This is a genomic window from Actinophytocola sp., assembly GCF_050699935.1.
In the GTDB taxonomy this organism is placed as follows: Bacteria; Actinomycetota; Actinomycetes; order Mycobacteriales; family Pseudonocardiaceae; genus Actinophytocola.
In genome coordinates this window covers 1-21,343 of the sequence record NZ_JBOHGB010000128.1, presented here as the reverse complement: position 1 = coordinate 21,343, position 21,343 = coordinate 1, and the positions used below count along the sequence as shown (strand labels likewise).

The 21,343-nt window shown below is 70.5% G+C and carries 22 protein-coding genes and 1 pseudogene; 13 read left to right on the top strand and 10 right to left on the bottom strand.

The features are described from left to right. A partial coding sequence (locus ACRDTB_RS29575; protein ID WP_431435455.1) for a glycerate kinase occupies positions 1–376 on the top strand: 376 nt, incomplete at its 5' end. 114 nt (positions 377–490) lie between these two features. Further along, complete coding sequence (locus ACRDTB_RS29570) at positions 491–850, top strand: HesB/IscA family protein (protein WP_431435454.1); 360 nt, start codon at positions 491–493, stop codon at positions 848–850. 56 nt (positions 851–906) lie between these two features. Here the strand turns inward: ACRDTB_RS29570 and ACRDTB_RS29565 are convergent, their stop codons facing one another. Next, positions 907–1,077 carry a hypothetical protein gene (locus tag ACRDTB_RS29565; RefSeq protein WP_431435453.1) on the bottom strand — a complete coding sequence of 57 codons (171 nt, stop codon included), beginning with the start codon at positions 1,075–1,077 and terminating at the stop codon, positions 907–909. Between the two features lie 192 nt (positions 1,078–1,269). On the opposite strand from ACRDTB_RS29565, the gene ACRDTB_RS29560 reads away from it, so the two are divergent. After that, a complete protein-coding gene (locus tag ACRDTB_RS29560) occupies positions 1,270–2,202 on the top strand; it encodes a carbohydrate kinase family protein (protein WP_431435456.1) in 933 nt (310 codons plus the stop codon). Between the two features lie 29 nt (positions 2,203–2,231). On the opposite strand, the gene ACRDTB_RS29555 is transcribed toward ACRDTB_RS29560, so the two are convergent. Then, positions 2,232–2,435, bottom strand: coding sequence for a DUF397 domain-containing protein (locus ACRDTB_RS29555; RefSeq protein WP_431435452.1), 204 nt, complete (start codon positions 2,433–2,435; stop codon positions 2,232–2,234). Continuing rightward, positions 2,432–3,262, bottom strand: a complete 831-nt coding sequence (locus tag ACRDTB_RS29550; protein WP_431435451.1) for a helix-turn-helix domain-containing protein — start codon at positions 3,260–3,262, stop codon at positions 2,432–2,434. Before ACRDTB_RS29550 ends, ACRDTB_RS29555 begins: the two co-directional genes overlap by 4 nt. Before the next feature lie 191 nt (positions 3,263–3,453). On the opposite strand from ACRDTB_RS29550, the gene ACRDTB_RS29545 reads away from it, so the two are divergent. Beyond that, a complete protein-coding gene (locus tag ACRDTB_RS29545; RefSeq protein ID WP_431435449.1) occupies positions 3,454–3,702 on the top strand; it encodes a hypothetical protein in 249 nt (82 codons plus the stop codon). Here the strand turns inward: ACRDTB_RS29545 and asnB are convergent. After that, positions 3,684–5,609 (bottom strand): asparagine synthase (glutamine-hydrolyzing), encoded by a 1,926-nt coding sequence (gene asnB / locus ACRDTB_RS29540; RefSeq protein ID WP_431435448.1) that lies wholly within the window; start codon positions 5,607–5,609, stop codon positions 3,684–3,686. The two genes, ACRDTB_RS29545 and asnB, sit on opposite strands and share 19 nt — an antisense overlap. Before the next feature lie 210 nt (positions 5,610–5,819). Between asnB and ctaC the strand changes: the two genes are divergently transcribed. Both ctaC and ACRDTB_RS29530 read left to right on the top strand, forming a co-directional pair. Continuing rightward, positions 5,820–6,791, top strand: a complete 972-nt coding sequence (ctaC, locus tag ACRDTB_RS29535) for an aa3-type cytochrome oxidase subunit II (RefSeq protein WP_431435447.1) — start codon at positions 5,820–5,822, stop codon at positions 6,789–6,791. A gap of 7 nt (positions 6,792–6,798) precedes the next feature. After that, positions 6,799–7,200 carry a cytochrome c oxidase subunit 4 gene (locus ACRDTB_RS29530; RefSeq protein ID WP_431435446.1) on the top strand — a complete coding sequence of 134 codons (402 nt, stop codon included), beginning with the start codon at positions 6,799–6,801 and terminating at the stop codon, positions 7,198–7,200. A 115-nt stretch (positions 7,201–7,315) separates the two neighbouring features. Here the strand turns inward: ACRDTB_RS29530 and trpD are convergent, their stop codons facing one another. After that, the gene (trpD, locus tag ACRDTB_RS29525) at positions 7,316–8,374 is read right to left on the bottom strand and encodes an anthranilate phosphoribosyltransferase (RefSeq protein ID WP_431435445.1); all 1,059 of its coding nucleotides are present in this window, start codon (positions 8,372–8,374) and stop codon (positions 7,316–7,318) included. A gap of 158 nt (positions 8,375–8,532) precedes the next feature. Then, on the bottom strand, positions 8,533–8,952 hold the full coding sequence (locus tag ACRDTB_RS29520; protein ID WP_431435444.1) for a hypothetical protein: 420 nt from the start codon (positions 8,950–8,952) through the stop codon (positions 8,533–8,535). A gap of 176 nt (positions 8,953–9,128) precedes the next feature. Here ACRDTB_RS29520 and ctaE point away from each other — a divergent pair, with 176 nt between their 5' ends. The 5 genes from ctaE to ACRDTB_RS29495 all read left to right on the top strand — a co-directional run bounded on the left by ctaE (position 9,129) and on the right by ACRDTB_RS29495 (position 14,370). Then, a complete protein-coding gene (gene ctaE / locus ACRDTB_RS29515; RefSeq protein ID WP_431435443.1) occupies positions 9,129–9,731 on the top strand; it encodes an aa3-type cytochrome oxidase subunit III in 603 nt (200 codons plus the stop codon). Positions 9,732–9,804: 73 nt separating this feature from the next. After that, a complete protein-coding gene (gene qcrC, locus ACRDTB_RS29510; RefSeq protein WP_431435442.1) occupies positions 9,805–10,602 on the top strand; it encodes a cytochrome bc1 complex diheme cytochrome c subunit in 798 nt (265 codons plus the stop codon). Continuing rightward, the gene (gene qcrA, locus ACRDTB_RS29505) at positions 10,599–11,735 is read left to right on the top strand and encodes a cytochrome bc1 complex Rieske iron-sulfur subunit (protein WP_431435441.1); all 1,137 of its coding nucleotides are present in this window, start codon (positions 10,599–10,601) and stop codon (positions 11,733–11,735) included. The genes qcrC and qcrA overlap by 4 nt, the downstream gene beginning before the upstream one ends. After that, positions 11,732–13,414 carry a cytochrome bc1 complex cytochrome b subunit gene (gene qcrB, locus ACRDTB_RS29500; RefSeq protein WP_431435440.1) on the top strand — a complete coding sequence of 561 codons (1,683 nt, stop codon included), beginning with the start codon at positions 11,732–11,734 and terminating at the stop codon, positions 13,412–13,414. Before qcrA ends, qcrB begins: the two co-directional genes overlap by 4 nt. A gap of 149 nt (positions 13,415–13,563) precedes the next feature. Further along, positions 13,564–14,370, top strand: a complete 807-nt coding sequence (locus ACRDTB_RS29495) for a serine hydrolase (protein ID WP_431435439.1) — start codon at positions 13,564–13,566, stop codon at positions 14,368–14,370. Here the strand turns inward: ACRDTB_RS29495 and iolB are convergent. From iolB to ACRDTB_RS29475, 4 genes are all read right to left on the bottom strand, one after another. After that, the gene (gene iolB / locus ACRDTB_RS29490; RefSeq protein WP_431435438.1) at positions 14,358–15,239 is read right to left on the bottom strand and encodes a 5-deoxy-glucuronate isomerase; all 882 of its coding nucleotides are present in this window, start codon (positions 15,237–15,239) and stop codon (positions 14,358–14,360) included. The genes ACRDTB_RS29495 and iolB overlap by 13 nt on opposite strands. Further along, positions 15,236–16,120 (bottom strand): Cgl0159 family (beta/alpha)8-fold protein, encoded by an 885-nt coding sequence (locus tag ACRDTB_RS29485; RefSeq protein WP_431435437.1) that lies wholly within the window; start codon positions 16,118–16,120, stop codon positions 15,236–15,238. Before ACRDTB_RS29485 ends, iolB begins: the two co-directional genes overlap by 4 nt. Beyond that, positions 16,110–17,057 (bottom strand): 5-dehydro-2-deoxygluconokinase, encoded by a 948-nt coding sequence (gene iolC, locus ACRDTB_RS29480; protein ID WP_431435436.1) that lies wholly within the window; start codon positions 17,055–17,057, stop codon positions 16,110–16,112. Before iolC ends, ACRDTB_RS29485 begins: the two co-directional genes overlap by 11 nt. Positions 17,058–17,143: 86 nt before the next feature. Then, complete coding sequence (locus tag ACRDTB_RS29475; protein ID WP_431435435.1) at positions 17,144–18,853, bottom strand: DEDD exonuclease domain-containing protein; 1,710 nt, start codon at positions 18,851–18,853, stop codon at positions 17,144–17,146. Positions 18,854–18,927: 74 nt separating this feature from the next. Between ACRDTB_RS29475 and ACRDTB_RS29470 the strand changes: the two genes are divergently transcribed. Both ACRDTB_RS29470 and ACRDTB_RS29465 read left to right on the top strand, forming a co-directional pair. Continuing rightward, positions 18,928–20,271, top strand: coding sequence for an NYN domain-containing protein (locus tag ACRDTB_RS29470; RefSeq protein WP_431435434.1), 1,344 nt, complete (start codon positions 18,928–18,930; stop codon positions 20,269–20,271). A gap of 95 nt (positions 20,272–20,366) precedes the next feature. Next, positions 20,367–21,343 (top strand): annotated as a pseudogene (locus ACRDTB_RS29465) (D-alanyl-D-alanine carboxypeptidase family protein); the annotation flags it as partial.

Genomic DNA, 21,343 nt, shown 5'->3' with positions numbered 1-21,343 from the left:
GGGCGGGCTCGGCGCGGCGCTCATCGCGCTCGGGGCGAGCGTCGAGTCGGGTGCGGGGGTCGTGCGCCGGCTGACCGGGCTGGACGACGCGCTCGCCGAGGCCCAGCTGGTGATCACCGGCGAGGGCAGCTTCGACTTCCAGTCGTTGCGCGGAAAGCTCGTCACCCGCGTCGCGGGCGCGGCCGCGGAGCGGGGCACGCCCTGCGTGGTGCTGGCCGGCCAGGTGAGCGTCGGGCGCCGGCGGGCGGCCGCGGCGGGCGTGGACTACGCGTACTCGGTCGCCGAGCACACGGGCTCGGCCGAGGCGTCCCTCGCCGCGCCCGCCGAGACGCTGTCCGAGCTGGCCAAACACGTCTCCACGCAGTGGAGCCGGTAGACAGGGGCCGTCGCTGAATCGTTCCTCGAGCGACGTGTGCGACCATGGAAGGAACAGAACGCGGACGATCCCGGTTGTCCACGGGTAGTTGGAGTCGAAGGTCGAGGGAGAACCATGACGACCGCCGAGAACACCACGGAGACGACCACCCACGGGGTGACGTTGTCGGAGACCGCGGCCACCAAGGCCAAGGCCCTGCTCGACCAGGAGGGTCGGGACGACATGCACCTGCGGATCGCCGTTCAGCCGGGTGGTTGCGCCGGCCTGCGCTACCAGCTGTTCTTCGACGAGCGCACGCTCGACGGCGACCTGTTCCGTGACTTCAACGGCCTCAAGGTGGCCGTGGACCGGATGAGCGCGCCGTACGTCCAGGGCGCCACCATCGACTTCGTCGACACCATCGAGAAGCAGGGCTTCACCATCGACAACCCCAACGCCGGTGGTTCCTGCGCGTGCGGCGACTCGTTCCACTGATCCACTCTTGAACGAGCCGCGGCCCGCGCTGGGTCGCGGCTCGTTTCCTGCTGTGCTCAGACGTACTCGTCGAGCTCGCCCACCTGGGCGTAGCAGGCGTCGTCCACCTGCCAGGGCTCGGCGCAGTGGAGCGGGTGGAAGGCCTGGTCACCCGGCTGCGGCGGGACCGGGATGGCCGCGCAGTCCGCGATCAGCTCGGCCAGTGTCTGCGGTTCGGCGATGTGCACGGCGATGACGGTATGTGCGCTCGGCGATACTGCACAGCCTTACCAACGGGTAGTGTCCGTGGAGCGCCGTTTGCCGTACGGCCAGGCGTGGCCACTAGCCTTGGAGCCTTCCGTTCACTCCACTGACGACCACCAGACAGGGGAAGCCCCGTGCCCGTAGCCGTCTCCGGAAGCATTGCCACCGACCATCTCATGCACTTTCCCGGCAGGTTCGCCGAGCAGCTCATGGCGGACCAACTGCACCGGATCTCGCTGAGTTTCCTCGTCGACGACCTGGTCGTCCGGCGCGGTGGGATCGGTGCCAACATCGCGTTCGGCATGGGGGTGCTCGGCGCGTCCCCGGTGCTCGTCGGCGCGGTCGGCGACGACTTCGGTGACTACCGGTCCTGGCTGGAGCGGCACGGCGTCGACTGCTCGGGCGTGCACGTCTCGGAGACCGCGCACACCGCGCGCTTCGTGTGCACCACCGACGACGACATGTGCCAGATCGCGTCGTTCTACGCCGGCGCGATGGCCGAGGCGCGGCTGATCGAGCTGCTCCCCGTCGAGGAGCGGGTCGGTGGCCTCGACCTGGTTCTGATCAGCCCCGACGACCCGGACGCGATGCTTCGCCACGCGGAGGAGTGCCGGCAGCGCGGGTACACGTTCGCGGTCGACCCGTCCCAGCAGCTGGCCCGGATGGACGGCGCGCAGATCCGCGCGTTCCTCGACGGCGCGAAGTACTTGTTCAGCAACGACTACGAGTGGGAGCTGCTGCGCCGCAAGACCGGCTGGACCGAGCGCGAGGTGCTCGACCGGGTCGGTATCCGGATCACGACCCTGGGTGAGAAGGGCGTGGAGATCGTCGACCGGGACGGCACCGAGATCAACGTCGGCGCCGTGCCCGAGACGGTCAAGGCCGACCCGACGGGCGTCGGCGACGCGTTCCGTGCCGGCCTGCTCGCCGGGATCGAGAAGGGCCTCGGTCTGGAGCGTGCCGCGCAGCTCGGTTCCTACATCGCGGTGCTCGTGCTGGAGACCGTCGGCCCGCAGGAGTGGGTCTTCGACAAGGCGCAGGCGCTCGCCCGGCTCGGGGCCGCGTACGGACCGGAGGCGGCCGAGGAGATCGCGCCCATCCTCCCGTAGCACGGCCAGGAAGGACGCCTTCCGGACGTTCAGCGTCCGGAAGGCGTCCTTCCAGGCTTGTGGTCGCGGAGGAACGCGTGCCAGTGCGCGGTGGGGAAGACGAGGATCGGTCCGGCGGGGTTCTTGGAGTCCCGGGTGGCCGCGTGCTCCCCGGCGTAGGTGAGCTCGACACAGGCTCCGTTGGGCCCGCTGCGGCTGCTCTTCCGCCAGGCCGCGTCGGAGAGGTTGATCATGCTCGGCGTCCCTTCAGACTGTTCGCGACGTCTTCCACCATTGTTGCGGACTCGGCGGGGCTGAGGGCGACGGCGACCAGATTCTCGAACATCGCGCGGTAGTTCTTGATGTCCTTGTCCTTCTCCGCGAAGAGATCGCCGGCAATGGTCTCGACGTAGACCAGGTCCGTGTCTTCGGCGTCGGCGAACTCCAGGACCGTGAACGGCCCGAGCATCCCGGGATGCGCTCCGACCCGATAGGGGATGACCTGGAAGGTGATGTGTGGTGCGGTGACCGCGTTCGCCAGGTGAGTCAACTGATCGCGCATCACCGGCGGCCCACCGACAACTCGGTGCAACGCCGCTTCGTCCACGATCGCCCACAGCGACACGGAATTCTCCTTTGTCAGCACCTGTTGGCGGGTCGTCCGTGCCTTGGCCCGAATCTGGATGTCGTCCGTGGTCGCCGTAGGCAAGCCGCCTTGGATCACCGCGCGGGTGTAGTCCTCGGTCTGGAGCAGGCCCGGCAGATGCAGAGACTCATAGTTGCGTAGCGCCGATGCCTCGTTTTCGAAGCTGAGGTAGGCCGAATACGCGGCCGACAGCTCGTCGCGATAGGGGACCGTCCAGTCCTGCGCGGTCGCGTTCTTGCAGAGGTCGATCAGGTTCGCGCGCTGCTCGTCGGACACCTCGTAGAGGGCCAGCATCGCGTTGAGCGTGCGCAGCTGCGGCCGGGCGTGTGCGGTCTCGATTCGGTAAAGGGTGACGTCGTTGATGCCCGTTCGGTCTCGCACCTGCTCCCTGGTCAGCCCGGCGACACTGCGCAATCGGCGTAGCTCGGTGGCCAACCTGCGCAACCGAACCGTCGGTGTCTGCCTGAGTCGTCCCATCAGCCCCAGCTTTCGTCATTCCGCGCCCCGGACTTCGTCAGTGGCGCCGCGTGTTCGTTCCGACACGCGCAGTAAAACGCAGTCTTGCTATGGCCGCCAGTCGAGAGCAAGCATGTGCCTTGCCCCTGGCGAAACCAAAGGAGTCAGAGATGTACATCGAGTTCGGCTTCACCCCGCACAACAAGATCGCGGTCAGCGTGCTCGGCAGCGGCTTGGCCGAGTTGGCGTTCGGCACGCCCGGTGTGGCGGTTCAGCTCGACGACGAGGCAATGCGTGAACTGGTGACCAAGACCAGGGCGGCGCTCGATGAGATGGATCGCCGATGCGCCCAAGAGTACGCGGACGCGTCAGCGTCGTCGCATGTGGTCAGCGCTTGTGATCAGAGCCTGACGGGGTAGTGCGGTTCCGGGACCCGCGGCTGGCGGTGCTCCACGAAGATCCCGTGCCACAGCATGTACACCAGCAGCGCCCAGATCCGCCGGCTGTGGTCCAGCGTGCCCGCGCGGTGCTCCTCCAGCAACTTGAGGACGGCGTTCTTGTCGATCTCCCCGTCCGTCTGGGACTTGAGGACGATCTGGCGCGCCCAGTCGTACATCTCGTCGCGCAGCCACAGCCGGATCGGCACCGGGAAGCCCAGCTTCCGCCGGTCCAGGACGTGGGCCGGGACGATCTGGCGGAGTGCTTGGCGCAGCGCGAACTTCGTCGTCTCCTTGGTGATCTTCTGGTTCAGCGGGAGCTTCGCCGCGACCTTGAAGACCTCCGTGTCCAGGAACGGCACCCGCAGCTCCAGCGAGTTCGCCATCGTCACCTTGTCGGCCTTGACCAGGATGTCGCCGCGTAGCCAGGTGAACAGGTCCACGTGCTGCATCCGGGTCACCGGGTCCCAGCCCGCCGACTCGCGGTACGGGCCGGCCGTCACGTCCGTGTGGCCGATCCCGTCGTCGAAGGTGCGCAGCACCGTACGCAGCTGGTCGTCGCGGAAGATGCGGGCGTTGCCGTAGTAGCGCTGCTCCAGGTCGAGCGCCCCGCGGCGCAGCAGGTCCTTGCCGCGCGTGCCCTCCGGGATCTTCGTCGACAGCGAGCCCATCGCACGCCGCAGCGCGCCCGGCACCTTCTCGAAAGCCGCCAGCGACAACGGTTCCCGGTAGATCGTGTAGCCACCGAACAGCTCGTCCGCGCCCTCGCCGGACAGCACGACCTTCACGTGCCGGCGCGCCTCCCGGGCGATGAACCACAGGGGGACCAGCGCCGGGTCCGCGACCGGATCGTCGAGGTACCAGACGATCAGCGGCAGCGCCTCCATCATCTCCTCGGCGCTCACCGTGCGGACCACGTGCTTGACCCCGATCGCGGCCGCCGACTCCGCCGCCACGTCCACCTCGGAGTAGCCCTCGCGCTCGAACCCGGTCGTGAACGTGACGAGGTTCGGGTTGTGCTGCTTGGCGAGCGCGGCGATGGCCGTGGAGTCGATGCCACCGGACAGGAACGCGCCGACCGTGACGTCCGCGCGCATGTGCTTGGCCACCGAGTCGCTCATGACGTCGGCGATCTCGTCGTAGAGCTTCTGTGGGGCGTCCTTGCCGCGCACCGGCGTCGGTCGGAAGGTGTGGAAGAAGTACCGGTCGGTGACGAGCTCGCCGCCGGGGGAGATGGTGAACGACGTGCCGGACTCGATCCGGCGAACCTCCTGGTGCAGCGTCTCGGGCTCGGGCACGTACTGCAGCGTCAGGTAGTGCTGTAGCGCCGTGCGGTCGAGCGTCGAGGGCACCCGCAGCTGGGGCGCCAGCTCGAGGAGCGCCTTCTTCTCACTGGAGAACGCGACCCCGCCCGGGCCGGAGGAGTAGAACAGCGGCTTGATGCCGAACGGGTCGCGCGCGCCGAACACCACGCGCTGCCGCCAGTCCCAGATGAGGAACGCGAACATGCCGCGCAGCTTCGACACGGCGGCCTGGCCGAGGTAGTGGTACAGCGCGACGATGACCTCACCGTCGCCGTGCGTGCGCATCGTCGCGCCGTGCTGCTCGATCAGCTCCTGGCGCAGCTCGAGGTAGTTGTAGATCTCCCCGTTGAACAGCAGCGTGTAGCGCTCCTGCACCCCCGCGGGGCTCCAGTGCAGCGGCTGGTGGGAGTCGTCGACGTCGATGATCGACAGCCGGTTGAAGCCGAAGACCACCTCGTCGCCGGCCCAGGTGCCGCTCTCGTCGGGGCCGCGATGCCTGATGCACCGCAGCGCCGCGGCGACCGCGTCCCTGCTCGCGCTTGCCTCGGATTCGGTAGGGCAGACCAGACCAAGCAGACCGCACACGTCTCCGGCACAACCTCTCGCGTCGAGTGCTCGTCGGGCCCAAGTATGGCGGCAGTGAACAGGGCCGCCCCTACGCGGTGTGGCCTGGGCCTCTCGGCTAGGCTCCGTCCGGAGATCAGAACTTCGAGGTTCGACAGCGCGGACGAGGCCTCCGACGAGCGGCTTCGACGTTCTGGTCCGGGTCATGGGAGTTCCGAGGAGGGGCGCGCAGTGGGCAACAAGAGGCGCACACCGGCCGTTCGGCTGGCCGGTCTTGCCGGCCTGGCCGCACTGGTCACTCTCACCGTCTCCGGTTGCACGGCCGGCGACGTGCTGCGCTTCGGCTGGCCGGAAGGCGTCACGCCACAGGCGGACCGGATGCGTGACTTCTGGACCTGGTCGGTGATCGCGTCGCTCGTCGTCGGCGTGATCGTGTGGGCGCTGATCCTGTGGCCGGTGATCGCGCACCGCAAGCGCGGCGACAAGCTGCCCCGGCAGTTCCAGTACAACCACTTCCTGGAGTTCATCTACACGGGCATCCCGTCGATCATCGTCGTGGTGCTGTTCTACTTCACGGTCACGACGCAGAACTACGTGCTGGCCGAGGAGTCGTCGGAAGACGTCGACGTGGATGTGAACGTCCTGGCGTTCCAGTGGAACTGGCAATTCGAGTACGAGAACTACAAGGACACCACCGGCGCCACCGTCGTCCCGCGCACGCCCGAGGGCCCGCTGGTGGCCACCGTCGGCAGCTCCACCGAGATCCCGCTGCTCGTCCTGCCGACCGAGAGCACGATCCACTACGACCTGCGTGCCCGCGACGTGATCCACTCGTTCTTCGTGCCGGAGTTCAACTTCAAGCGGGACGTCTTCCCGTACCCGGAGAAGAACCACCAGACCGACTCGTTCCAGAACACGATCGACCGCGAGGGCTCGTTCGTCGGCCGCTGCGCCGAGCTGTGCGGGACCTACCACTCGGGGATGAACTTCGAGGTCCGTGCGATCAACAAGGATCGGTTCGACCGGTACATGAACCTGCGCCGCACGGTGAACGAGGCGACCGGCGAGCCGTACACGGCCGCCGAGGCGCTGGCTCGGCTGGGCCAGGAGGACCAGGCCTGCGGCGAGCTGTGCAGCCCGACCGCGACCACGACCTCGCCGTTCGACACCGACCGCCAGGCCCGTACCTCGTCCGGAGAGTGAGAACCGCATGAAGGTCGAAGCCAGGCTTTTCGACGTCACTACCGCGTTCTTCTTCCTGTCCGCGGTCATCTACGGCTTCTGGGCCAAGGAGCCGGTGGGCATCGTCGCGCTGATCCTGACCGGTGGGCTCTCGCTGATCATCGGCTCGTACTTCCACTTCGTCGCCCGGCGCATGGAGCGCCGCCCCGAGGACAACCCGGACGCGGAGATCAGCGACGGCGCGGGCGAGGTCGGCTTCTTCAGCGCCGGCAGCTACTGGCCGGTGGCCATCGCCGCCTCGGGCGGCATCGCCGCGGTGGCGATCGCGTTCTGGCAGGTGTGGCTGCTGGTGATCGGGCTGGTCCTGGTGCTGTCCGCGGTCGGCGGCCTGGTCTTCGAGTACCACACCCGGCCCAACGCCACGGACTGAGCCAACTCCCTCCCCGGGCTCCCCGCCAGCCGATGCCTGGAAGGCGTCCTTCATGTCGCTCAGCGACAGGAAGGCGTCCTTCCTGGCATCCGCCGCCCCGCCGCCCCGGCGCGGGTCAGTTCGCTGCTAGCGCCGCGTCGCGCAGGACGACCGAGAGGCGCGTCCAGGTGTCGAGCAGCTCGGCCGCGCGGCCCGAGTCGATGGCCTGCGCGGCAGACTCCATGCCGGCCGCCAGGTCGGCATGGAGGTCGTCGGACAGGCCGCGGAAGGCCGCGATCGTGCCGGCCGCGTTCAGCAGCACCGTGTCACGGACCGGGCCGGCCGCACCGCCTACCACCGAGCGCAGCACCGCGGCGTTCTTCGCCGCGTCGCCCCCAGCCAGATCGTGCGCGACGCACGCGCTGACCGACAGCGCCCGCGGGTCGATCTTGTCCACCCGCACCGTCCCGCCGGAGGCCACCCACACGGTCGTCGTGGTGGTCGTGGTGATCTCGTCCAGGCCGTCGTCGCCGCGGACCACGAGGACGCTGAAGCCGCGCCCCGCCAGCACCTCGGCCACGACCGGCGCCAGGCGCTCGCTCGCGCAGCCCACGAGGGCTGACGTCGGCTGCGCCGGGTTGGTCAGCGGGCCGAGGATGTTGAACGCCGTCGGGATGCCCAGCTCCTTGCGGGTCGGGCCGGCGTGGCGCAGCGCCGGGTGGAACGCCGGCGCGAAGCAGAACCCGATGCCGACCTCCCGCACGCACTCCGCCACCGCCTCCGGGGACAGCTCGATAGCCACCCCCAGCTCGGCCAGCACGTCGGCGGCGCCGCACTGCGACGACGCCGCCCGGTTGCCGTGCTTCACGACCGGCACCCCGGCCGCGGCGGTGACGAGCGCGCTCATCGTGGAGATGTTCACCGTGCCGGCCTGATCGCCGCCGGTGCCGACGACGTCCGCGGTGGGTGTGTCGATACTCACCCGGCGCGCGTGCGAGAGCATCGCCGAGGCCATGCCGGCGACCTCGTCCGGCGTCTCGCCCTTCGCCCGCAGCGCGACCACCAGGCCGCTGATCTGGGACGGCGTGGCGTGGCCGCTCATGACCTCGTTCATCGCCCAGGACGTGTCCTCGGCGGTCAGGTGGTTCCCCGCGACGAGCCGGTCGAGCAGGACCGGCCAGGTCCGCTCACTCACGACAGCCCCTCGCAGGCTCGGTGCTGCCGCTCGCGGTCGCCCTGTGACATTGATTCGCTCGCAAGCTCGCTACCGACCGTCCCTCGCAGGCTCGGTTCGGCCGCTCGCGGTCGCCCTGTGTTGATTGATTCGCTCGCAAGCTCGCTCATGACAGCCTCTCAGCTGTGGTGGACGGGGAGCTGCTCGTTCCGCAGCACGTCGGCGACCGTCTCGGCGGCGGTCAGCGGGTCGAGCGGGTGCACGATCACCGCGTCAGCCTGCGACCAGGTGGCGAGCCAGCGGTCGTCCTTGCGCCGGATCGCGACGACGATCGGCGGGCACGCGGTGATCTCGTGCTTGAGCTGGCGGCACAGCCCAATGCCTCCGGTCGGCTGCGACTCGCCGTCGAGGATCGCCAGGTCGACGGCGCCTGCGTTGGTGCGATTGTCCATCTCCATCAGCACTTCTGCGATGGTCCCGGCCTCCTCGTACTCGACCCGGCCGATGTCGGCGGCGGGGCGGCGGCCGATGGCTGTGATGATGGTCTCCCGGACCTCCGGCCGGTGGCTGAACACCAGGATCTTCAGCGGCGAGCTCATGATGGCGTCCTCCGGCGAGAGCGAGACGGGATCGGACCAGGTCCGCACGGTATACGGCGATGCTATCGGCCAGGCGGGAATCCGGGATCAGGTGGCCGGTCCGGTCGCGGCCGGTCGACGCGGCGCGCCGTGGACCCAATCAGTCCAGCGCCTTCGCGGCAAGCAATAATGCCCGAGTGACGACAGCAGCGCCCTCCATCAGCCAACGCGTGCACTCGCTGAACCGGCCGAACATGGTCAGCGTCGGCACCATCGTCTGGCTGTCCAGCGAGCTGATGTTCTTCGCCGGCCTGTTCGCCATGTTCTTCACGGTGAAGGGGCAGAACGACGCGGACCACTGGCCTCCGCCGCCCACGCACCTCGACGTCCCGTACGCGCTCGTTGTCACGATCGTGCTCGTCGCCTCGTCAGTCACGTGTCAGCTGGGTGTGTTCGCGGCGGAGCGGGGTGATGTGTTCGGACTGCGGCGCTGGTACCTGATCACTCTGGTGATGGGCACGGTCTTCGTGCTGGGCCAGGCCAACGAGTACGTGACACTGATCTCCGAGGGCACCACCATTCCCTCGTCCGCCTACGGGACGGTGTTCTACCTGACCACGGGCTTCCACGGCCTGCACGTCACCGGTGGCCTGATCGCGTTCGTGTTCCTGCTCATGCGCACCCGGATGAGCAAGTTCACGCCGGCCCAGGCCACGTCGGCGATCGTCGTGTCGTACTACTGGCACTTCGTGGACGTCGTGTGGATCGGCCTGTTCAGCGTGATCTACTTCGTGAAGTGATGTCGGGCCGGCCAGTGAGCTCATCACGGACTCGCAGAGAGCCCGAACTGACACAGCAGGGATTGCCGCACAGATGACCAAGAAACGCAGGGCCCGCACGAAGTTCCAGCGCCGGCTGGCCGGTCTGCTGGCCCTGGCCATCGCGCTGCTGGGCATCGGAACGCTGTACAGCTTCCTCGTCCCGGAGCCGCAGACCGCACAGGCCCAGGAGGACCCGGCGGTCGTGCGTCAGGGCGAGCAGATCTACAACAACACCTGCATCAGCTGTCACGGCCAGAACCTCGAGGGCGTCGAGGCACGCGGCCCGAGCCTGGTGGGCATCGGCGAGGCCGCGGTCTTCTTCCAGACCTCCACCGGCCGGATGCCGGCCGTGATGCAGGGCGCGCAGGCCGAGAAGAAGCCCCGGGTGCTCACGCCCGAGGAGGTCGACCAGGTCGCGGCGTTCATCCAGGCCAACGGCGGCGGCGTGGAGATGCCCGAGGAGAGCGGCGCGGAGCTGCGCGGCGAGGACTCGGCCCGCGGCGGCCAGCTGTTCCGGCTCAACTGCGCCTCCTGCCACAACTTCACCGGCCGCGGTGGGGCGCTGTCCTCCGGCAAGTCGGCCCCGCCGCTCGACGGCTCGACCGAGGAGGAGATGTACGCGGCCATGCTGTCCGGCCCGCAGAGCATGCCGCGCTTCTCCGAGCGCCAGCTCTCGCCGGAGGAGAAGAAGGACATCATCGCCTACGTCGAGTCCGTCACCGACGGGAAGAACAACCCTGGCGGCAACGCGCTCGGTGGTCTCGGCCCGCAGTCCGAGGGCTTGATCGGTTTCATCGTGGGGATCGCCGCGCTGCTCGGCATCACGTTGTGGATCGGGGCTAAACAATGAGTGACGACAAGACCCCGGAGAGGCCGAGCGAGGAGGAGCTCGCCCGGATGGATCGGGACGAGCTGTCCAGGCTCGGCATGAAGCTCGACGGTGTCGAGCTCGTCGAGGCCCCCGACCCGTGGCCGGTGAAGGGCACCCGGGCGGAGAAGCGGGCCGAGCGCGCGGTCGCGTTCTGGTTCGTCCTCGCCGGGCTGGCCGGGCTGGCGTCCGTGGTCGCGTTCATCTGGTGGCCGGCCGCCTACGTGCCGCCGGACGAGGACGGGTACTTCCTGTACTCGCTCTACACGCCGGTGCTCGGGGTCACCCTGGGACTCGCGATCCTCGCCGTCGGTGTCGGCGTGCTGATGTACACACGGAGGTTCATCCCGCACGAGATCGCGATCCAGGAGCGGCACGACGGCGGGTCGAACGAGCTGGACAAGAAGACGATCCTCGCCCAGTTCGCCGACGCGGGGCACCGCAGCACGATCGCCCGGCGGTCGGCGATCAAGCGGTCGCTGGCCTTCGGCGGCGGCGTGCTGGGGCTCGCGCTGACCGTCGTCCCGCTCGGCGCCTTCGTGCGCAACCCGCACGCGCAGTCCGACAACGAGGAAGGCCTGCTGCACACCGGCTGGCTGCCCCACGAGGAGGGGGAGAAGATCTTCCTGCGCCGCGACACCGGCGACGCCGAGGAGGTCGTGCTGGTGCGGCCGGAGGACATGGACGCCGGCTCGATGGAGACGGTGTTCCCGTACCGGGAGTCCGAGGAGGGCGACCACGAGGCGCTGGTCCACGCGCTCAAGCGGTCCGACAACCCGGTGATGCTGATCCGGCTGCGGCCCGAGGACGCGCAGCGCGTGGTCAAGCACGCCGGGCAGGAGGACTACAACTACGGCGACTTCTACGCCTACACGAAGATCTGTAGCCACCTGGGCTGCCCGACCTCGCTGTACGAGCAGCGCACCAACCGCATCCTGTGCCCGTGCCACCAGTCCCAGTTCGACGCGCTGCAGTACGCGAAGCCGGTCTTCGGCCCGGCCACCCGCAAGCTCGCCCAGCTGCCGATCACGGTGGACGAGGAGACTGGATACTTCATCGCCACTGGTGATTTCATAGAACCGGTGGGACCCGCGTACTGGGAGCGGCGGTCATGAGTGGTCTGACGACACCGACGAAGCCCGACAACATCGCCATGCGCGCGGCCGGGGGCGCCGCCAAGTGGACCGACGACCGGTACCACGCGGCGGGCGGCCTTCGCCGGCAGATCAACAAGGTCTTCCCGACGCACTGGTCGTTCCTGCTCGGCGAGATCGCGCTGTACAGCTTCATCGTGCTGCTGCTGTCCGGCACGTACCTGGCCCTGTTCTTCGACCCCTCGATGCAGGAGGTCACCTACCAGGGCTCGTTCGTGAACCTGCGCGGGCTGGAGATGTCGCGGGCGTACGAGTCGACGCTGTTCATCTCCTTCGACGTGCGCGGTGGCCTGTTCGTGCGGCAGGTGCACCACTGGTCTGCCCTGCTGTTCATGTCCGCGATCGTCGTGCACATGTTCCGCACCTTCTTCACCGGTGCGTTCCGGCGCCCGCGTGAGGTCAACTGGGTGATCGGCGTCCTGATCTTCATGCTCGGCGCGCTCGAGGGCTTCGCCGGCTACTCGCTGCCCGACGACCTGCTCTCCGGCGCCGGTCTGCGGATCATGTCCGGCCTGATCCTGTCGATCCCGGTCATCGGCACCTGGTCCCACTGGCTGGTCTTCGGCAGCGAGTTCCCCGGCACCGAGATCATCCCACGGCTGTACACGCTCCATATCCTGCTGATACCTGGCATCCTGCTGGCGTTGATCGTCGTGCACGTCGGCCTGGTCTGGTACCAGAAGCACACCCAGTTCCCGGGCGTGCGGCGCAAGGAGACCAACGTCGTCGGCGTGCGGATCCTGCCGACGTTCGCGGTCAAGGCGGGTGGCTTCACCGCGGTGGTCATCGGCGTGACCGCGCTGATGGGCGGCATCTTCCAGATCAACCCGATCTGGAACCTCGGTCCGTACAACGCCGCGCACATCTCGTCGGGCACGGTGCCCGACTGGTACATGGGTTGGACCGATGGCCTCATCCGACTGTGGCCGGCGTGGGAGGTCTATCTCGGGGACTACACGATTCCGGCGTCGTTCTTCCCGTTCATGGCCGGCCTGCCGTTGCTGACGGGCCTGGCGTTGGTCTACCCGTGGCTGGAGCGAAAGTTCACAAAGGACTACGCGCACCACAACCTGCTGCAGCGGCCGCGGGACGTGCCGGTGCGCACCAGCCTCGGTGTCATGGCGATCACCTACTTCATGGTGTCGCTGCTGTCGGCGGCCAACGACGTGCTGGCCGAGAAGTTCGACATCTCGCTGAACGCCACCACGTGGGCGGGCCGCATCGGGTTGCTGCTGCTGCCGCCGCTGGCCTACGCGATCACGTACCGCCTGTGCCTGGGCCTGCAGCGCTCCGACCGGATGGTGCTCGAGCACGGCGTGGAGACCGGCATCATCAAGCGGCTCCCGCACGGTGAGTTCATCGAGGTGCACCAGCCGCTCGGACCGGTGGACGACCACGGCCACCCGATCCCGCTGGAGTACCAGGGCGCGCCGGTGCCGAAGAAGATGAACAAGCTCGGTTCGGCGGGCGAGCCGGTGGCCGGATCGCTGCTGCGGGCCGACCCGCCGGAGGAGACGGCGGCACTGGCGAAGGCACGGGCCACGCAGCACGGGGTCGAGGCCGAGCAGTTGGAGTCCGGCGAGTCGGAGACCGGGTCCACGGTCGCGACCAGCCAGGAGGATCCGTCCAAGGAGACCTGAGGTCTGCCAGGCCGGCAAGGGTCGCCGCGCTGTCAGCGGCGGCCCTGCTGGCCCTGGGCGGCTGTGCCTCGGCCGACGAGGTGTCGCCGGCGGTCGGTTCCCGTACCGTGCCGACGGCCACGTCGTCTGCCGTGTCGTCCTCGGCGCCGGTGTCCAGGTCCAAGCCGCGACCGCCGAAACCGAAGGCACCGCCGCCCAAGCCCGCATGTGCGGACACCGGGTTCCCGTGCGACCTACAGGCCCGGCTCGCCGCCGCCGATGCCTACGCCGCCGGCCGGCCCGGCACCTCCGGCATCGTGGTGCACGACCTGCGAACGGGCGCCGTGTGGGCGAACGACCACGCGGGCGACCCGACGTGGACGGCGTCGACGATCAAGCTCGCGATGGCCGTCGACCTGTTCACCCGGCAGCGGGCCGGCACGATCATGCTCACCTCTGGCGACCGGTCGCTGATCCACGCGATGCTGCACGCCTCCGACAACGATGCCGCGGACACCCTGTGGTTCCGGTACGCCGGCGCGGACCACATGGCGTACAACGACAACTTCCGGCGCTACGGGCTGACGTCGCTGCGGCCGCAGCAGGGCTACACGGCGTACTACCCGTACTGGGGCTACCAGAAGTGCACGCCCGCGGACCTCGACCGGCTGATGACGTACGTGCTGACCAGGCTCCCGGCATCCGAGCGGGCCTACCTCGTGCGCGAGCTGCGCTCCGTGGACCCGAACCAGCGGTGGGGCGTGTGGGGCGCGGGACCGGCGGCACGGCCGGGCAACAAGGACGGCTGGTCCGAAGAGGACGGTGGCTGGGTGGTGAACACGGTCGGCTTCGTCGGCGACGGCGAACGGTACGTCGTGACCGTGATGAACAACCTGCGCGGTGAGGGCGGCTACGACGAGGGCCGGGCCACCGTGACCCAGGTGTCGAAGCTCATCTTCGGCGGCTACTTCGGGTAGAACGGCAGGCGGGGGTCCAGCTTCTCGTCCTGCCAGGTCTCGCGGATCCACGCGTGCGCGGGATCGTCCGTGATCCGCCACGAGCGCTCCGGTGCGGCGCCCGCCATCACGTTCAGGTAGTACAGGTCGTAGCCCGGGGCGGCCATCGACGGGCCGTGCCAGCCGTGGGGAATCAGGACCACGTCGTCGGTACGGACCTCGGCCAGGACGTCGATCGGGCCGGCCGCCGAGGCGTACACCCGCTGGAAGCCGACGCCGTCGCGGGCCACCTGGAAGTAGTAGATCTCCTCCAGCTCGCACTCGGTCTCGGTTGCCTCGTCGTGCTTGTGCGGCGGGTACGACGACCAGTTGCCGCCCGGCGTGAGCACCTCGCAGGCGATCAGCTTGTCGGTCTCGAACGCCTCGGGCGTACAGAAGTTGTTCACCTGCCGGCTGCACTGCCCCGCCCCGCGCAGCTCCACCGGCACGTCCGCGGCCGCCTGGTACCTGGCCGGCAGGCGGCTCCGGCACATCGCCGACGGCAGCGCCACCACCGCGCCGTCGTCGGACTTCAGCACGGCCGACGCCTCGCGCGGCAGGTACACGAAGTCGGTGACGCCGGTGAACACGTCCGGCCGGCCGAGCAGCTCGAAGGTCTTGCCGTCGACCTCCACCACCACGCGCCCGCCGGACAGCGGCAGCACGAGCATCTCCGACACCTCGGTGAACACCTCGTACGGCGCCTCCGGCGACAGCGCGACGACCCGCAGCCCCGAGTACAGCCAGTGTGCCGAGCCGGGCGTGACCATCACCCGGTGACGGTCGTCGGAGAGCGTGCCGGCCGGGCGGTGGTGGACCGCGTCGGCCGGCTGGTGGACGGAACCGGTCATAGCAACCCCGCAGCGGTGTCGACGGCCTCCACGACGTTGCCGTCGGGTGGATACAGCAGCGAACGGCCCACGACGAGCCCACGCACGGTCGGCAGGCGCAGCGCCCTGGCCCAGCGAGCGTAGGTGGCGTCGGGATCGGCGGACACCTCGCCCCCGAGCAACAGCGCCGGCAGCGTCGTCGCGGCGAGCACCCGGGCCATGTCCTCGCCGCCGTCGCCGATCACCGGGACCTTCAGCCACGTGTACGCCGACGTGTGGCCCAGCGCGGCGGCGATCGTCAGCGCGGTCGTGGCCGCCTCGACCGACAGGTCGTTGCGCAGCCGCCCGTCCTCGCCGCGGCGGGCCAGGAACGGCTCGACCATCGCGATCAGTCCCGCGTCGGCGAGGTCGCCGACCGCCCGACCGCACGCCTCCAGCGTCGGTGCCGTGCGGTCGTCGTCGAGGTCCACGCGCAGCAGCATCTTGCCGCCCTCGTAGCCGAACATCGCGAGGGCGTCGACGTCGTAGCCGGTGAACCGGTCGTCGAGCTCGAAGGCCGCACCGGCCAGCCCGCCGCGGTTCATCGAGCCGAACACCGCGCGGCCGTCCAGCGCACCGAGCAGCAGCAGGTCCTCGAGGATGTCGGCGGTGCCGAGCACGCCGGTGACCCCGGGCCGGGCCAGCGCGTCGCACAGGCGGCCGAGCAGGTCGACCCGGTCGGCCATCGCCATCGGCTCGGTGCCCGCCCGCAGCACGCCGCGAGCCGGGTGGTCGGCGGCGATGATCAGCGCGCGACCCGAGCCGAGCGGCGCGGGTCGGGTGCGGGCCGCGGCGAGCTCGGCGATCCGGCCGGGGGTGGTGGCGCGCGTGTCGGTGATCGCGCGAAGGTCGCTATCCCGCACCCGACATCAGCTCCTCGACCTCCCGCGTGGTCGGCATGGCCGTCGAACAGGCCAGCCGCGACGCCACGATCGCGCCGGCCGCGTTCGCGAACCGCATCATCCGCTCCGCGTCCCAATCGGACAGCAGCCCGTGGCAGAGGGCGCCGCCGAACCCATCGCCCGCGCCCAGGCCGTTGACCACCTCCACCGGCACCGGCGCCACCTCGACCTCGCCCGCGTCGTCCACCGCCAGCACACCGGCCGGGCCCTGCTTCACCACGGCCAGCGAGACTCCCTTGTCCCGCAAGGCCTTCGCCGCCGCGCGCGGGTCGCGGGTGCCGACCGCGGTCTCGCACTCGTCGAGGTTGCCGACCGAGACCGTGACGTGCTCGAGCGCCTCGGTGACCCAGCGCCGGGCCTGTCCGCGCGAGGGCCAGAACATCGGCCGGTAGTCCAGGTCGAGCACGGTGATCGCGCCGGCCGGGCGGGCGGCGAGCGCGGCCAGCGTCGCCGACCGGGACGGCTCCTCGGACAGCCCGGTGACCGTGACCCAGAAGATCCGCGCGCCGCGGATGGCGGCCAGGTCCAGCTCGTCGGTGTTGATCACGAGGTCGGGCGCCTTGGGGTAGCGGTAGAAGTAGAGCGGGAAGTCGTCCGGCGGGAAGATCTCGCAGAAGGTGACCGGCGTGGGCAGGCCGGGCACGCCGGACACGAACCGATCGTCCACACCGAACTCGCGCAGCGCCCGGTGCACGTACTCGCCGAACGGGTCCTCGCCGGTGCGCGTGATCACCGCCGTGCGGTGCCCGTGCCGGGCGGCGGCCACGGAGACGTTGGTGGCGCTGCCGCCGAGGTACTTGCCGAACGACGTGACGTCGGCGAGCCCGACCCCGGTCTGCTCCGGGTAGATGTCCACCCCCACGCGCCCCATGGTGATCACGTCGAATGCCTGCGCCATTGGTTCGCTTCGCTCCTTCGCTTACTCGCCGTGGAAGGACGCCTTACGGACGCTCCACGTCAGCAAGGCGTCCTTCCAGGCTTTCCTCACGGCACCTCCGCGCGGTTCAGTGCCGCGTCGGCCCTGGTGAGCCAGCCGCGCCAGCTCGCGGCGGCCATGGCCGGCTCGGTCCAGGGCTGCGAGCATCGAACCATCCGGGTGCCCGGCCGATCCAGCCAGCGCAGCACCACGCCCACCTCCTCGGCCGGCGCGCCGTGCAGCGGGCCCGGCCCGGGTAACACCGTCTCGGCCGACGCGGTGAGCGTGTCCACCACCGGCATCGGCGGCACCCCGCGCCGCGCCACCCCGGCCGACGCCAGCCGGCCGTGCCGGACCACCGCGAACTGCCAGCCACCCGTGCCGTCTGCCCGGGCCGCGATGAGCTCGGGCACCGCCGCGAGCGCCGCCAGCCGCTGCCCCCGGTCGAGCGTGCGGACCAGGACCCGCATCCGGTCACGGTCGAGCCGGGCCTGCTCGTAGCGCTGCGTCGCGGCGTGCTCGGCGAGCCGGCTTTCCAGGCGGCGCAACGGATCCAGCCGCCGGCCGGCCACCAGCGCGGCGAACGAGCCGACCGCGGGGGAGTACTCGCCGACGCTCTGGCGGCCCGCGCACGGCGCCGCGCACCGGCCCAGCTCCGCCAGCGCGCACGGCCGCGCGTTCGCCCGCTGCGCCGGGATGCGCACCGTGCAGGGCCGGATGCCGGTGGCGTCCTGCAGCGCCACCATCGCGTCCTCGGCGAGCGAGCGGGACCGGAACGGGCCGAGCGCGCCGTCGCGGGCCAGCCGCACCAGCGACAGCCGGGGGAACGCCTCGTCGGTGAGCGTGATCCACCACGACTGCCTCGGGTTCTTGGACCGCCGGTTGTAGGCGGGCTTGTGCGAGGACAGCAGCCGCAGCTCGCGCACCTGCGCCTCCAGCGGGTGCGCGCACGTGACGTGGTCGACGCGGGTGGCCAGCGCGACCATCTCCCGCAGCCGGCGGCGGGTCTCGCTCGCGGTGAAGTACTGCCGTACCCGGCGTTTGAGGTCGGTGGCCGTGCCGACGTAGAGCACCTCGTCGCCCGGCCCGCGGAACAGGTACACCCCGGGCTCGTTGGGCAGCTCCGCCGCCATCGTGCGCTTGCGCCGCTGCTCCGGGGTGACCTCCGGGATGTAGTCGAGCAGCTCCTCCAGCGACTGCACGCCGATCGAGCCGACCCGCTCCAGCAGGGTATGGAAGACGTCGACCGTGGCGCGCGCGTCGGCCAGCGCGCGGTGGACCGGCTTGGTGCGCGCACCCAGCAGCTCGGCGAGCGCGGACAGCCGGCAGCTCGGCGCCTCCTCGCGGGTGAGCACCCGGCGGGCGAGCTGGACGGTGCACACCACGGTCGGCCGCGGCCAGTGGTAACCGTGGCGATGGCACGCCTTGCGGATGAAGTTGGTGTCGAAGCCGGCGTTGTGCGCGACCAGCACCGCGCCCTTCGCGAACTCCAGGAAGGCGGGTAGGACCGCGTCGAGACGCGGCGCCGTGTACACCATCGCGTCGGTGATCCCGGTCAGCGACACCACCTCGGGCGGGATGCCACGGCCCGGGTCGACCAGCGTCGCGAACTCGCCGATCACCTCGCCGCCGCGGATCTTGACCGCGCCGACCTCGGTGACCGTGTCCTCGTCGCTGACCCCCGTGGTCTCCAGGTCGAACACGACGAAGGTGGTGGCGCGCAGCGGGGTGCCCAGCTCGTCGAACGTCAGTTGCCCTCGGACGTCCGTTTTGGTCATGATCCGCAAGCTAACGGAGGGCACCGACAAAAAGCCGCCGAGTGATCGGGTCGGTGGCCGACTAGCCTGTGAGGATGGCGCCGTCGACCGAGCCGGTGGGACCGGACGAGCCGGGTAACCGGCCCGTCGAGTCCACTGTGGACTGGTCGGCGCTGTCCGAGGCGGTCCGCGCCCGCATCGCCGAGCTCGGCGCGGAGGCGATCGGCGCGCTGCCCCCGGTGGACATCCCCCAGCAGCTGCGCGCGGTCGCCCGGTTCACGCCCGCCAAGCGGGCCCGGCTGGGCGGCGCACCGCTGATCGCGAGCCTGCGTGACTCGGTGGCGTTCCGGACCGCCGTGGTCGAGTGGTGCCGCAAGCACCGGCCGAGTGCGCTCGACCTGTCCGGCGACGACCCCGTCGCGGTCGCGGCCGCGGCGGTGCTGCTGGGCGAGGAGACCGCGGGCCACTACCTGGAACTGGTGTCGCGGCGGGCGTCCGACGCGACGTTGCGCGCGCAGCGGGACGCGGCCGTGGTCCGGGCCGAGCGGGCCGAGAGCGCGCTCGCGAAGGCGAGTGCCGAGCTGGACTCCGTGCAGGGCGCCGTGGAGAAGGTCCGCCAGGAGGGCGAGGCGGAGCTCGAGCGGCTGCGCAAGCGGCTGCGTGAGCAGGGCGTCAAGGTGCGGGAGGCGCGCGACGAGGCGGCGCGGGCGAGTACGGAGGTAGAACGGGTCCGTGCGGAGGCGGCCGCGAAGCTGGCGGAGCTGACCGAGCAGCGGGACCGTGAGCAGGAGCGGGCCGAGACCGAGCGCGCCCGGGCCGAGCGGGCCGAGGCCGACGCGGAGATCGCCCGCCAGTCCGCGCGCGAGGCCCGGCAGGCCGACGAGGTCCGGCTCGCGCTGCTGGTGGACACGCTGGACGGGGCCGTCACGGGCCTGCGACGGGAGCTGGCGCTGGGCGGGTCCGGGCCGCGGCCGGCGGACCTCGTGCGCGGGGCGACCGAGGCGCAGGGGTCGGTCAGCCGGGTGGAGGACCCGGCCGCGCTGGAGCGGTTGCTGGCGCTGCCGTCGGTGCATCTCGTGGTGGACGGCTACAACGTGACGAAGACGGGCTATCCGGAGCTGTCGCTCTCCGAGCAGCGGGACCGGCTGATCCGGCAGCTGGCCGCGCTCGCCGCTCGCACGTCGGCCGAGGTGACGCTCGTGTTCGACGGCGCCGGCGTGGTGGCCGTGCCGACGACCGCGCCGCGCGGGGTCCGGGTGCTGTTCAGCGACCCCGGCGTCCTGGCCGACGACGTCATCCGGGCACTGGTCACGGCCGAGCCCGAGGGCCGGCCGGTGGTCGTGGTGACCTCCGACCGCGCGGTGGCCGACTCGGTACGGCGCCGCGGCGCGCACCCGGTCCCGTCCGCGGTTCTGCTGGCTCGGCTCGGCCGCTCGTAGGAACTCTCGTAGGAATTACTGGATCGAGTGACGCAACCGGAACCGTTCCGGCCCGTTGAACAGGCACAGGGGCAGGGCCGAGCGTGGAGGCGTGCTTGCGGATCGTCAGAGCGGTGTCCGTCGCGCTGCTCGCCGTTCTCCTGATCGTGCCGCCCGCGCATGCCCGGACCGATCCGGAACCGGGCGCGCCGGGCGTGCCCCGGACGGACCCGCGGCCCGACGCGGCCTTCGCCGACCCGCAGGTCGCCCAGCTTCAGCGGAGCGCGGCCGGTGTGCAGCGCGAACTCGGCGACCTCGCCGCGAAGATCCACGACGCGAAGCGCGAGCTGCGCACCGCCACCGCCGCGGCGACCGCCGCCCGCACCGCCCGCGAGCAGGCCGACCAGGTGGTTTCCGCCCAGCAGGACGAGGTTGATGCCTACTCGGCGACGGTGTACGCCACGCTGGCCCAGCCGTCCGAGATCCGTGCCCTTATGTCGGGTGGGCCGGAGAACTTCCTCGACGGCTCAGGTCTGCTCGACCGGCTGCGCGCGGACCGGGACGTCCGGCTGGCCGGTGCCATCCGCCGGCAGGCCGCGGCGGAACGAGCCGAGCGTACCGCGAACGAGGCACTCGCCGATGCCGCCGAACGTCGGGGTGATCTGGAGCGCCGGACCACCACCGCGAGCGACCGGGCCGCCGCGGTCTCCGCCGAGCTCTCCGGCCTCGTCGCCGACACCGACGCGGCCGTGGTCCGGGCCCAGCGTGACCAGCGGCGGCGCAACGACCGGACCGCGGCGAACTGGCGGGCCTACGTCGACCGGCTCGCCGCGTCGGGCGTCGTGCCACCGCCGGCCGCCGCGCTGCGCGACCCCGCGAACCTGCCCGCGCCGCTGGCTCCGCTGGCCGGTCGGAGCGATCCGCAGCGTGGTGTGGCGAAGATCACCCTGTCGTCCGGCGATGTCCTGCTGGTGTTGCCGAGGGAGACGATCGCGGCGGTCACCGCGGCCGTCGAGGCGCTCGGCCGGCCCTACGCGCCCGGCCGGGACGCCACCGGGCCGGCCGCGTACTCGTGCGACGGGTTGGTGCGCTC